The 13,172-nt window shown below is 53.0% G+C and carries 10 protein-coding genes and 1 pseudogene; 6 read left to right on the top strand and 5 right to left on the bottom strand.

What is annotated here, in order from left to right; genetic code table 11:
• Window positions 1–5: 5 nt before the first annotated feature.
• From purD to rng, 6 genes and pseudogenes are all read left to right on the top strand, one after another.
• Window positions 6–1,298, top strand: coding sequence for a phosphoribosylamine--glycine ligase (gene purD / locus NAI64_RS06580; protein ID WP_269298952.1), 1,293 nt, complete (start codon window positions 6–8; stop codon window positions 1,296–1,298).
• Between the two features lie 77 nt (window positions 1,299–1,375).
• On the top strand, window positions 1,376–2,029 hold the full coding sequence (nadD, locus tag NAI64_RS06575) for a nicotinate-nucleotide adenylyltransferase (RefSeq protein ID WP_269298951.1): 654 nt from the start codon (window positions 1,376–1,378) through the stop codon (window positions 2,027–2,029).
• Window positions 2,029–2,382 (top strand): annotated as a pseudogene (gene rsfS, locus NAI64_RS06570) (ribosome silencing factor); the annotation flags it as partial. The gene nadD and the pseudogene rsfS, both read left to right, overlap by 1 nt.
• Before the next feature lie 87 nt (window positions 2,383–2,469).
• Window positions 2,470–2,940, top strand: a complete 471-nt coding sequence (gene rlmH / locus NAI64_RS06565) for a 23S rRNA (pseudouridine(1915)-N(3))-methyltransferase RlmH (protein ID WP_269298949.1) — start codon at window positions 2,470–2,472, stop codon at window positions 2,938–2,940.
• 6 nt (window positions 2,941–2,946) lie between these two features.
• Entirely contained in the window at window positions 2,947–3,567 is a 621-nt protein-coding gene (locus NAI64_RS06560) for a Maf family protein (RefSeq protein ID WP_269298947.1), read from the top strand.
• Entirely contained in the window at window positions 3,564–5,027 is a 1,464-nt protein-coding gene (rng, locus tag NAI64_RS06555) for a ribonuclease G (protein ID WP_269298945.1), read from the top strand. The genes NAI64_RS06560 and rng overlap by 4 nt, the downstream gene beginning before the upstream one ends.
• Here rng and NAI64_RS06550 read toward each other — a convergent pair.
• The 5 genes from NAI64_RS06550 to NAI64_RS06530 all read right to left on the bottom strand — a co-directional run bounded on the left by NAI64_RS06550 (window position 5,014) and on the right by NAI64_RS06530 (window position 12,948).
• Window positions 5,014–6,090: a glycosyltransferase family 4 protein gene (locus NAI64_RS06550; protein ID WP_269298944.1), complete on the bottom strand. Its 1,077-nt coding sequence runs from the start codon at window positions 6,088–6,090 to the stop codon at window positions 5,014–5,016. The genes rng and NAI64_RS06550 overlap by 14 nt on opposite strands.
• The gene (locus tag NAI64_RS06545) at window positions 6,087–6,851 is read right to left on the bottom strand and encodes a glycosyltransferase family 2 protein (protein WP_269298942.1); all 765 of its coding nucleotides are present in this window, start codon (window positions 6,849–6,851) and stop codon (window positions 6,087–6,089) included. The genes NAI64_RS06550 and NAI64_RS06545 overlap by 4 nt, the downstream gene beginning before the upstream one ends.
• Entirely contained in the window at window positions 6,848–7,942 is a 1,095-nt protein-coding gene (gene waaF, locus NAI64_RS06540) for a lipopolysaccharide heptosyltransferase II (protein WP_269298940.1), read from the bottom strand. The genes NAI64_RS06545 and waaF overlap by 4 nt, the downstream gene beginning before the upstream one ends.
• A gap of 67 nt (window positions 7,943–8,009) precedes the next feature.
• Window positions 8,010–11,474, bottom strand: coding sequence for a DNA polymerase III subunit alpha (gene dnaE / locus NAI64_RS06535; RefSeq protein ID WP_269298938.1), 3,465 nt, complete (start codon window positions 11,472–11,474; stop codon window positions 8,010–8,012).
• A 58-nt stretch (window positions 11,475–11,532) separates the two neighbouring features.
• Complete coding sequence (locus NAI64_RS06530) at window positions 11,533–12,948, bottom strand: DEAD/DEAH box helicase (RefSeq protein WP_269298936.1); 1,416 nt, start codon at window positions 12,946–12,948, stop codon at window positions 11,533–11,535.
• Window positions 12,949–13,172: the final 224 nt, after the last annotated feature.

Genomic DNA, 13,172 nt, shown 5'->3' with positions numbered 1-13,172 from the left:
ATTTGATGAACATTCTTGTTATCGGTTCGGGTGGTCGTGAACATGCACTCGCATGGAAACTGGCACAATCCGTCAGGGTAGGAAAGGTATATGTCGCCCCCGGAAACGGCGGAACCGCGTTGGATTCGCGGCTCGAAAACATTGCCATTACCGATCCCGCCGAACTGGCTGATTTCGCAACAGCCAACCGCATCGCACTGACTGTAGTCGGTCCGGAAGCGCCGCTGGCGGCCGGTATCGTCAATCTGTTCCGCGAACGCGGACTGAAAATTTTCGGCCCGACACGCGAAGCCGCGCAACTGGAAAGTTCCAAGGACTTCGCGAAATCCTTCATGGCTCGCCATGGCATTCCGACTGCACGTTACCGGACCTTTACCGATCCGTCAGAAGCGCACCGCTACATCGATGAACAGGGTGCGCCTATCGTCATCAAGGCAGACGGTCTGGCCGCAGGCAAGGGCGTGATCGTCGCCACTACGCTGCAACAGGCCCACGAAGCCGTCAACATGATGCTCTCCGACAACCGTTTCGGTAATGCCGGTGCTCGGGTCGTCATCGAGGAATTTCTGGAAGGTGAGGAAGCCAGTTTCATCGTACTGGTGGACGGCAAAAACGTGTTGCCGCTGGCGACCAGTCAGGATCACAAGCGGCTAAAAGATCATGACGAAGGACCCAATACAGGCGGTATGGGCGCCTTTTCCCCCGCACCTGTCGTCACACCGGCATTGCATGCACGCATTCTCCGCGAAATCATCATTCCGACCGTAAACGGCATGCGCAAGGACGGTATCCCCTATTCGGGGTTTCTGTATGCCGGTTTGATGATCGACAAGAATGGCAATCCCAAAACGCTGGAATTCAACTGCCGCATGGGTGATCCTGAAACGCAACCGATCATGTCACGTCTCAAAAGCGATCTGGCCCTCGTGCTGGAACATGCCGTCAACGGTACGCTTGATTCCATCGAGCTGGAATGGGACCGGCGTGTCGCACTCGGTGTCGTCATGGCGGCTGCAGGATACCCGGAAAACCCTCGCAAGGGTTCTGTCATTTCCGGTATCCCGGACGAATCCGAAAACTGTATCGTGTTCCATGCGGGGACACGGCTGGACAACGAAGGCCGGTTGCTGACCTCGGGCGGACGGGTTTTGTGTGTCGTCGGTCTGGCAGATACCATGCGTATGGCCCAGAAAACAGCATATGATACAGTTGAGTCCATTTATTTCGAAGGCGTACAATACAGGCATGATATCGGATGGCGTGCGCTGAAATCATACAAGACGGGATCGGCGTCATAAACGCCTGAATGTGAACACGTTGCCTGCCGGCAGGCCTTACCGGACTGGCAGGCGACCCGAGCCGAAACGGAGTTGATTTGACAAAACGATGCATCATTCTTTTAGGCGGCAGCTTCGATCCGGTACATATCGGACACGTCGAGCTTGGCAAGTATTTCTGCCGTCTGTTCGGCACAGATGAATTGCGGCTCATTCCGGCAGGCAATCCATGGCAGAAACCCTTGCTGAAAGCGACTCCTGAACAGCGTATTGCCATGCTCAAATGCGCTTTCGAACCGCTCGGTCTGTCCATTACGATCGATACCCAGGAAATCGACCGTCCCGGTGCGACCTACACCATCGACACGCTCAATGCCATCCGTGCCGAAGTCGGCGATGATGTATCCCTGGTTTTCCTGATGGGAGCCGATCAGCTTTTGCGTCTGGATACTTGGCACAACTGGCGACAGCTTTTTGAACTGGCCAATATCGCCGTTTCGGCACGTCCCGGATTTTCCAACTCCCTGACCCTGATTCCCAAAGCGATCGCCGACGAATTTTCACGCCGTTTCGCCGATCCTGAAAAGATTACCGAAACACCGGCCGGACTGACCTATCTTGCCAGGGATTTGCAGATCAATGTTTCTGCAACCGAAATCAGGACGGCATTGCAAAACCGTCAAAGTCCCGCGGCGCTGGTACCGGCACCGGTTCTGAACTATATCAAGGAAAACAATCTGTACAGAAACTGATGGATATTGAAAAATTACAGGCTCTGGTTATCGACGCGCTGGAAGATGTCAAGGCATCGGATATCGTCTTGTTCGATACATCCAAACTGACCAGTCTTTTTGAACGGATCATCATTGCATCCGGTACTTCCAATCGCCAGACAAAAGCGCTGGCTGCATCCGTAAGAGACAAGATTCGCGAAGCGGGCGGCGATGTCATCAGTATCGAGGGCGAAGATACCGGCGAATGGGTGCTTGTCGATCTCGGTGCCCTGATCGTTCATATCATGCAACCGCCTATCCGGAATTATTACCATCTCGAAGAGATCTGGGGAGAAACCCCCATTGATCTGGATACCGCCAAATCGCTTGGTGCATCCGGCGTGAAATCGCGTAAAAAGTCAGAAAAGGCGCAGACAGGTACCGAAACGGGCGACAGAACCAAGGCAGGGTGACAGCCCATGCAGGTCACGGTAATTGCAGTCGGCCATCGCATGCCCGGCTGGATCGAAAACGGTTTTGCAGAATATGCCAAACGCATGCCTCCTGAATGGCACTTCAACATCAGGGAACTGAAACCTGTCGAACGTGCCGGCAACCGGAGTGCAGAAACCGTCATGGCGTCGGAGGCCACCAAAATCCGTGCCGTCATCCCGAAAAACGCACGGCTCATCGCACTGGATGAGCACGGCAAAGACCTGACGACCGTCCAGATGGCTGCTTATATGAAAAACTGGCTGCAGGACGGTCGGGATATCGTTTTTGTCATCGGCGGTGCCGATGGCCTTGATGCCGCCCTGAAAAAACAGGCCGACATGCTGGTTCGCCTCTCTTCGCTGACCCTGCCGCACGGTATGGTGCGTGTCTTGCTGACAGAACAGCTCTACCGTGCTTCCACGATTCTGCAAAACCACCCTTACCACCGGAGCTGATACACCATGGCAACCGACGACATGATCTATCTGGCCTCCAAAAGTCCGAGACGGCAAGAACTGCTCAACCAGATCGCCATACGTTTTCGTGTACTGGAAGTCCCTGCACAGGATACGGTACATGCCGACATGATCGACGAAACCGTCCGTCCGGATGAAAACGCACTCGATTACGTCAGTCGTCTGGCTGGTGAAAAGGCACGATACGCATGGCGTTTTCTCGTTTCGACGGACAAAAGACGCTATCCGATCCTGACTGCGGATACCACCGTCACAATCGACAGGCAAATTCTCGGAAAACCCGCAAACAAGGATGAAGCGTTCGCTATGCTCTCATGTCTTTCCGGACGTACCCATCAGGTGCTGACCGCCGTTGCCGTCATCTACGATGAACAGTTGTGGCAAGCCGTCCGGACCTCGGATGTCACTTTCGCCACATTGACGCCGGAACAGATTTCCGCCTATACCGATACAGGTGAGCCTTACGACAAGGCCGGCGGATACGGTATTCAGGGAATGGCAGGCAAATTTATTTCCGGCATACAGGGCAGTTATTCCGGTATCATGGGACTTCCCTTGTATGAAACGGTTGTACTTTTGAGAAAAGCGGGAGTGTGCATCCCATGAAAGAAGACATCCTCATCAATATCACACCGCAGGAAACGCGGATCGCCATCGTTTCAGAAGGTGCCACCCAGGAATTGCATATCGAACGCTCGCAAACCCGCGGACTGGCAGGAAACGTCTATCTTGGCCGGGTTGTCCGCGTTTTGCCTGGCATGCAATCCGCATTTGTCGATATCGGTCTGGAACGTGCCGCTTTTCTCCATATCGACGACATACTGGAAGCCCATCAGGCCGATACGCCATCGGGCAAGCCGATCCCGATCGAACGGATGCTGACCGACGGACAACCGGTCATGGTACGTGTCATCAAGGATCCACTGGGAACCAAGGGCGCACGGCTTTCCACCCAGATTTCCATCGCCGGCCGCATGCTGGTTTATCTGCCGCAGGAAAAGCATATCGGCATCTCACAACGTATCCAGGACGAAAAAGAACGGGAATCATTGAAAAACAGGGTACAGCAACTGCTTTCCGATGATGAAAAAGGCGGTTTCATCATCCGTACCATGGCGGAAGATGCTTCGGATCAGGAACTTGAGGCAGATGCCGTCTTCCTGCAAAAACTCTGGCACTCTCTCAAGGACAAGGCCTATACCACCGCGGCACCTGCACTGTTGTATGAAGATCTCACCCTGTCCGAACGCATCCTGCGAGATTGCGTCCACGAAAACACAACACGGATTCTGGTGGATTCCTACGACGAATATCTCAAGCTGCACGAATTCGCCCGCATTTACATGCCCGACATCCTCGACCGCCTGTCTTGCTACGAAGGCGACCGCCCGCTCTTCGATCTTTACAACGTCGAGGAAGAAATCCAGCTAGCCCTGTCGCGACGGGTCAATCTCAAATCCGGAGGTTACCTGATTATCGACCAGACGGAAGCCATGACGACCATTGACGTCAATACCGGCGGTTTCGTCAACGGCAGAACCTTCGACGATACGATTTTCAAGACCAATCTGGAAGCGGCACATGCCATCGCACGGCAACTTCGGCTGCGGAATCTGGGTGGCATCATCATTCTGGATTTCATTGACATGACGACACCGGAGCACCGTAATGCCGTCATGGATGAACTCAGGAAAACCCTCGCCAACGATCGAACCAAAGTATCCATCTCCGATTTCTCCGCACTGGGTCTTGTGGAAATGACCCGCAAGCGAACCCGCGAATCGCTGGCGCATATCCTGTGCGAACCCTGTCCGGTATGTCATGGTCACGGACAAATCAAGACATCGCAAACGATCTGCTACGAAATCATGCGGGACATCGTGCGCGAAGCGCGGCAATTCAGTCCGAAAGAATTCCGGATTCTGGCATCCCAGACCGTGATCGACCGCTTTCTGGAAGAAGAATCACAGCACCTCGCCGCGCTGGGTGATCTGATCGGCAAGCCGGTTTCCCTTCAGGTGGAATCGGCCTATATGCAAAACCAGTACGACGTCATCCTGATGTAGGCGGCATCCTGATCAGTCTGATCAATTCATCAAGATAATCGTCGAACACATATGGGTAATGAATACATTCCGACGGTATCTCCACTCTCAGACTACCCTCATGAAAGCGCTTACTCATCTGGGTCAGCAATTTTTCGAGATCATCTGCATTCCGTTTGAAGCGGTAGCACCCCGGTTCGGACAGCACTTCGGTCGCGCCAATCGTATCTGCAAATAGTACCGGCGTACCGCATGAAATGGATTCCGGCCCGACCAGACCGAATGCCTCATATTTTGAGGCCAATATCGTAGCATCGGCTGCTGTATAAAGCGCAGGCATATCCTGTCTGAACCCCAGATTCAGAACACGCGGATGTTTCAGTTCCTTTTTGCCTGCGACAGCCAGTACAAAATCCCCTTCATGTTTTTCCAATGCTTCCAGAATCAGATCGGCGCCTTTCAATTCATGATTATTGGACGGAAACAACAAGAGAAACTGTCCTTTGCCGACGCCCAACGATTGTCTGATACGATCACGTTCCGCTTCCAATCCACGATTGAAAAACGTTGTATCGATGGGCGGATACAGCACATGGATTTTCGCAGGATCAATCTGATAATCTCGCACGATCTCGTCTCGTACCCTTCCGGAGTGCGTCACGATCGCTCTCGAATTCGTATAAAGCGCACGTTCATTGGCGATCACCTGTTTGTCGAAATAACCCGGTTTTGCTTTTCCCTTGTCAACCAGATGCGCTGGATGTGTGCCGCCCGAAATGGATAAATCAACCTGTCCACCGGTAATTCTCGAAATGCCGATGACTGGCCATCCTTGCCTAATGTACTCATATGCCTTGTGCTCGAAACGGTTGTTGTTGAAACGCTGGAAAGGGGTCCTGTCAGGCAAAACGACAAACTCCACACCAGCAGGCTGTTCTCCGGGCCAGGAGACCGTTCGCGCGATCACGCGCATCGGAATACCACGTGACGAAAATCCGTTAATCAGATCCAGTACATGTCTGTCCATTCCTCCCTGCGGACGAATCGAATGCCAGACAAGATTGATACCCGGCAATGTATTCATGAGCTTTCCTTTTTCCGGCTGCGTCGCAATTCGATGGCATGGGCATATTTGAGATAGGAACTCAGCCCCTTGCACAATGAAATCGTCAGGCCGTCAAGACCGGCCAGAAAACCTGCCTGAATGAGGTAATGACGGATGAACGCCCACAAACCATGCAATATCGGTTGCCAGACATGCAAGGGTTTGTCGCTTTCTGCCAGATCTTTGGCCAGCCATCCCGAATACCGGCTTTTGGCAACCAGATCGGGATAGTCACGGTAAGAAAAATGCGTAATATGAACCGGTACTTTCTTCGAAGATATTGCCTCGATATGGGAATGTGCCACGACCGGCTTGAAATCGGCTTTTTCCCGATTGAACAGACGTTTGACATAATCAGGATATTGTCCAGCATAGGGTGTGAAACGGCTGCCGAGAAAATTCCGCCGCCGCGTTTCCACCAGATCGACACCCAATGAATCCAGATCGGTTTGCCGGATATATTCGACAAAATCATCTTCGAGACGCTCATCCGCATCCAGATTCAGCACCCAGCGATGACGGCAATGCGGCAGCCCCAGTGAACGTTGCGGGCCATCTCCCAGAAAGGGTTTTTGCACGATGACCAGTGCGCCGTGCTCGCGCGCCAGCTCGATCGTGCCGTCCGTACTGCCGGAATCCACAACGACCACATCGTCGCAAACCTGTTTCATGGAACGAATGCAATCGACGATATTGTGCGCCTCATTCAATGTAATCACCAATCCGCTAATCGGTGTCATGGCTTTCCTCTTTCATTTCCCGCCATTTGCCTGTTCTGCTTACGGTCGATGGCAACAGAATCGGCAAGATACTTTTTCAACGCCCGGTACACACTGTCGGGCCCCAGTTTTTCCATACAGTCGTGATGCCCCAGCGGACACTCCCTTTTCTGGCAAGGCGCACACGGCAAATCCAGCGACACGATTTCCGAGTATTTGGAAAATGGTGGCGTATGATGGTAATCAGTCGAACCATATATGGCGATGACCGGCTTTTCAAAAGCCGACGCGACATGCATCAGACCGGAGTCGTTCGTCACCATGGCATCTATTTGCGAAATCAGTGCGATCGCTTCCGCAAGCGTCGTTTTGCCTGCCAGATTCCTGACTCCCTGCGCCTGTGCCGCAATCTCGTCACAAACCGGCCTGTCGTTGGGTGATCCCAAAAGAACGATAATGACATCATCGAAATCTGCCAGTATCCGTCTGGCAAGACTGGCAAAACCATGAACCGGCCAGCGTTTGGCGGGGCCGAATTCTGCACCGGGTGCGAATGCGACGATCCGTTTGCCGGTATCCATTCCCAGCTTTTCCAGTACACGCTCCGCCTTTTCTTTTTCGACAACCATATGGGGTACCGGATACGCTTCCCTGCCTTGCACCGTACCGGAAGGCGGACCGGCAAGTGCCGCATAAAACGGGATCATCGGTCGTGGCGAATCCTTGTTGTCATGGTGAATGACGTTGAGCAAACCGTAGCGTTTCTCACCCAGATAACCGATCCGTTTCGGAATACCAGCCATCCAGGGAATCAATGCGAATTTCAGGGTATTCGGCAACACATAGGCCCTGTCATACGATACTTCCCTTAAAGAACGCGCCAGACGCCACCGTTCCCCCAGCTGCAATTTGCCATGCCTGAATTGTGTGGCATAAACCTGATTGACCTCAGGCATGGCCTCCCAGACAGGCGCCACCCATGCTGGCGCCAGCACATCGACAAGCGCTGCTGCATCCTGCTGTTTGAGCAGCTGCAACAAAGGCTGCGCCATGATGGCATCGCCGATCCAGTTCGGTGATATGACCAGTATCCGTGCTGCCGTTCTATTCATGAAGGTCCATCACTTGTTATCCATTCCCGTCATCTGTTTCATTTCCTGTTCCGATGGCCCATAGCATTCAATATACGATTTGCATCTTTCCCAGACGCTGCGCCAGATCGTTCAGGCATGCATCGTCCGGTATGATCCGCCAGTCATCTCCGAAATCGAACCGGCAGGCATTACCTCCGGAAGCATATTCCGCAATCAGATGGAAACCGCGTTCCTTTACGGCATACGGTTGCAACAAGGCCTTGAGTTCCTGCACGCTGATTTTTTCCTGCAATGCAAAAGACAAATACTGACCGAACTGGAGCCGTGCGCCGACGATATCGAGAGCATCGTCAGCCGTCATCCGCAAACCTCCCGAAAAACGGTCTTCCGATACCTTGCCGAATACCGCGACAAACTCATCTTCCTTAAACAGGGATTGTTTTTCCTCGAGCAATTCCGAAAAAACCGTCACATCAATCATGGCGGTTCCGTCATCCAGCGAAACGATCATCATTTTACCGCGCTGCGACATTTGTGTCCGGACAGCGGCGATCATGCCTGCCACCCATTTCGGTTCACGCGAGCTGTCAAGCTCGGATATACGGTTCGGACAGAAATTGCGCGCTTCCTTGGAATAGGCATCGAACAGATGCCCCGACATACAGAAACCCAGCACGCTTTTTTCTTCCGACAAGCGGTATTTGTCTGTCCAGTGCGGCACCCTGACATATTCAACGGCACTGAGTACCGTATCATCATCACCGAACAGACTGACCTGGTTGGCAGAAGCCTCGGCCTGTTCGGCAGCCTCAAGCGCCAGCTGCACCGATGCCAGCAATACGGCCCTGTCCTCTCCGAAACAGTCACAGGCACCCGCACGGATCAGCGACTCAATCGTACGGCGGTTGACCTGATGCTTGTCCACTCTGACGCAAAAATCGAACAGGTCTTTGAACGGACCATTCTGTCGTGCCTGGACGATCGCCTCGATAGCGCTTTCACCGGAACCCTTGATCGCACCCAGACCATAACGTATCTGTCTTGCCTGATTTCCGCTTCCAGCCGATACATCCCTGACAGGTTTGAAATAGTAATCGGACTGGTTGATGTCCGGCGGCAGCATTTCGAGACCGCAGACATTGACGGAGTCTTCCACCAACACCTTCACCTTGTCTGTATCGTCCATCGCCAGCGACATGTTGGCTGCCATGAACGCGGCGGCATGATGCCTTTTCAGGTAAGCCGTCTGATACGACAGCAATGCATATGCCGTGGCATGTGACTTGTTGAAACCGTATCCGGCGAATTTTTCCATCAGGTCGAAAATCTCGTCGGCCTTTTCCTGAGACAAATGGTTTTTTGCAGCACCATCGCGGAAAATCTGGCGATGCCGTGCCATTTCCGCAGCATCCTTTTTCCCCATCGCACGACGCAACAGGTCCGCACCGCCAAGTGTATAACCACCGATGACCTGCGCCATCTGCATGACCTGTTCCTGATAGATCATGATGCCATACGTCTCGGATAAAATACCTTTCGTCCGTTCATCCGGATATTCGAAAGCCTCGCCATGCTTGCGACGGCAATAGTCCGGAATAAGGTCCATCGGTCCCGGACGGTACAACGCCACCAGCGCGATAATGTCCTCGAAACGGTCGGGTTTGGCATCTCTTAGCATGCCCTGCATGCCACGACTTTCCAGCTGGAACACCGCCACCGTTTTCGCGTCAGTAAGCAACTTGAACGTTTCCTTGTCATCCAGCGGAATCGTATCAAGTGTGAAATCCGCCATTTCCGGATCCAGCCCATGAATATATTTCATCGCCAGATCAAGAATCGTCAATGTCGTCAGTCCCAGAAAGTCGAACTTGACCAGCCCAATTTCCTCGACATCCTTTTTGTCGAACTGTGAAACGACACCTGCTTCTCCATCCTGGGTATAAAGCGGACAGAAATCGGTCAGCTTGCCGGGCGCGATCAACACGCCACCCGCATGCATCCCGACATTGCGGGTAATGCCTTCCACCTGTTCCGCCAATCCGAGCAACTGTTTGACTTCTTCTTCCGACTGCTCACGCTCTGCCAGAATCGGTTCTTCCTTTTTGGCATCGGCAATCGTGACCTGCTTGCCTGGCTTGAACGGAATCAGTTTGGAAATACCGTCACAGAAGTTGTATCCCAGATCCAGCACCCGACCGACATCACGGACTGCTGCCTTGGCTGCCATCGTACCGAACGTGGCAATTTGCGATACGGCATCCTTGCCGTATCTGTCCTTTACATACTGGATGACCTTGTCTCGTCCATGCTGGCAGAAATCAACGTCGAAGTCCGGCATAGAGACACGCTCCGGATTCAGAAAACGTTCGAAAATCAGATTGTAGGCAATCGGATCAAGGTTGGTGATCAGCAGGCAATAGGCCACCAGAGAACCGGCACCGGAGCCGCGTCCCGGCCCGACAGGCACACCATTGTTCTTCGCCCACCGGATAAAATCCGCCACAATCAGAAAGTATCCTGAAAATCCCATCTTGACGATGGTATCGATTTCGTAATTCAGCCGTTCGTCATAAACAGGACGTCTGGCCTTGCGTTCTTCCTCGTCCGGGAACAGTACTTCCAGACGTTTTTCCAGACCTTGTCTCGCCTCGCTGGCCATGAACTCGTCCAGCGTCATACCGTCCGGTGTCGGGAACAGTGGCAATTTATGATGTCCCAGTTCCAGTACAAGATTGCACCGGCGCGCAATCTCGACTGCATTTTCCAATGCTCCCGGCAAGTCGGCAAACAATGCCGCCATATCATGCTGCGTCTGGAAACACTGCCGTTCATTGAAAAGATGCGCCCGCTTCTTGTTGGAAAGCACTTCGCCTTCGGAAATACAAGTTCTGGCTTCGTGTGCCCGGAACTGATCTGCGGTCAGAAACTGGATCGGATGCGTCGCCACGACAGGCAACGACAGCTTTTCCGCCAGTTCCACAGCACGATGGAGATATTGCTCCATCCCCAGCTGGCCCGTACGCTGGATTTCGATATAGAAGTTGCGCGGAAAAATCTTCGCCCAGCGCATCGCCGATTTTTCTGCGCTGTCCATGCCCGACGATTCCAGCGCCATGCCGATATCGCCCTGCCGTGCCCCTGACAAGGCGATCAGTCCCATATCTTTCTGGCGTTCCGACAGTTCTTCCAACCATTCGATCCTGACTTCGGCGCGACCTCGATACTGGTTTTCCAGCCATGCTTTCGTCAGCAATTCACACAAATTCAGATACCCTGTCCTGTCCTTGACCAGCAACAACAAGCGTGATGGCTTTTCCCTGTCCAGGTCATTGGTGATCCAGACGTCACATCCGGCAATCGGTTTGATGCCTTTTTTGCGCGCAGCCTTGTAAAACTTGATCAGTCCGAACACGTTGGACAGATCGGTCAACGCCATTGCCGGCTGTTCATCTCCCGCAGCAGCGGCGACTACATCGTCAATGCGCACCAGTCCATCAACGATGGAATACTCCGAATGCATGCGAAGATGAACAAATTGCGTGTGCTTCATGCAACTATCAACCCAGATGGATATAGAAGGTAAGGTCCTGAAAACGGACGGATACCCATTATTTTCCTGTTTTCGGCATACCGCCCAACAAGGCTGCCAGCGGTTTTTTCACCATTTTCGGTGTATCCGGCCTGTTGGTCGCCGTTTCTTGTCCGGATGGCGTTTCCGGAACATAAGGACGATCAAACCATGGATCATGCCGTTTTTTCTCCAGCCCCACCGACTTGTAGGGACTGCGTTCGGAACGCTTGCCGGACCCGGCCAGATCGGATTTCCGGACATCCTCTTTCACGATCCCGAATTCCGGAATCGTATTGAGCGGCAATTTTTTCCCGATGAGTTTTTCGATCTCGCCCAACAGTTTTTCATCCTTGGCCGAACACAGTGAAATGGCTTCCCCCGTCGCACCGGCACGCCCCGTTCTGCCGATACGGTGAACATAATCTTCAGCGACGAAAGGCAGATCGAAGTTGATCACGCAGGGCAATTCCTCAATATGCAAGCCACGCGCTGCCACATCCGTCGCGACCAGCACCTCGATCTTTCCTTCCTTGAACGCTTCCAGTACTGCCATTCTTTCAGCCTGTGTCTTGTCACCGTGAATGGCTGATGCTTTCCTGCCTTTTCTTTCCAGCTGCCTTGCCAGACGGGATGCGCCGGCACGCGTGTTGGAAAAAACCAGCACCTGTTCCTGACGATGTTGTCGCAACAGAAACTCGATCGCCTCGTTTTTGCTCGCCTCATCGACATGGTAAACAGTCTGTCTGACATTGTCTGCCGTGGCATTTTTGCGTGCTACCTCGACCGACACGGGATTGTCCAGAAAACTTTTCGCCAGTTTTCGTATCTCGGTCGAAAACGTGGCCGAAAAAAGAAGATTCTGCCGTTTTTTCGGAAGCAGATTCACGATCCGCTGCAAATCCGGCAGAAAACCCATGTCCAGCATCCTGTCGGCCTCATCCAGTACAAGAATATGCGTCTGTCCCAGATTGACATTTCTCTGCTGGACATGATCAAGCAGACGTCCGGGCGTCGCGATCAGGATTTCGGCACCTGCACGCAGTACATCCGTCTGCGACGCCATATCTACCCCGCCGAAAACAACCGCCACACGCAGGCTGGTATATTTCGCATACTTTCTGACATCTTCATAGACCTGATCGGCCAGTTCGCGCGTCGGTACGAGTACCAGCGCCCTGACTGGATGACGTGCCGGCGACATGCTCGTATTGGCATGAAAAAGCAGCGACTGCAACATCGGCAATGAGTATCCCGCCGTTTTTCCGGTACCGGTCTGGGCCGCCCCCATGACATCCTTTCCATTCAGGACATAAGGAATCGCCTTGAGCTGGATAGGCGTCGGCGAGGTATAACCCAGATCATCGAGTGCCTTCAACAATTCCGGCGAAAGCCCGAAATCACCGAATTTCACACCAGAAGCATCCGCAGCCACCTTTTGCTGATTATCTGCCATAAATCCCAACCTGATAATGAATGACATCACCCGAACGCCTCGACATGTCCTGCATGCACATTCCTCGCGACGGGTCTTCCGAAACGTATATTGTACGATATACCAATACCAAAAACAGTTCCCTGTTTTTCCGCTTCCGCCATATTCATGACACATACCGACCGATTGCTCAACCTGGTTTATCACCCGTAAATCAGGAAAAGACTGCTTGCTTCCGGCCATAT

The sequence above is a fragment of the Oxalobacter paeniformigenes genome (assembly GCF_027158465.1).
GTDB lineage: Bacteria > Pseudomonadota > Gammaproteobacteria > Burkholderiales > Burkholderiaceae_D > Oxalobacter > Oxalobacter paeniformigenes.
Note: the sequence above shows the minus strand (reverse complement) of the source record. Positions and strands in the feature narration are given on the sequence as shown.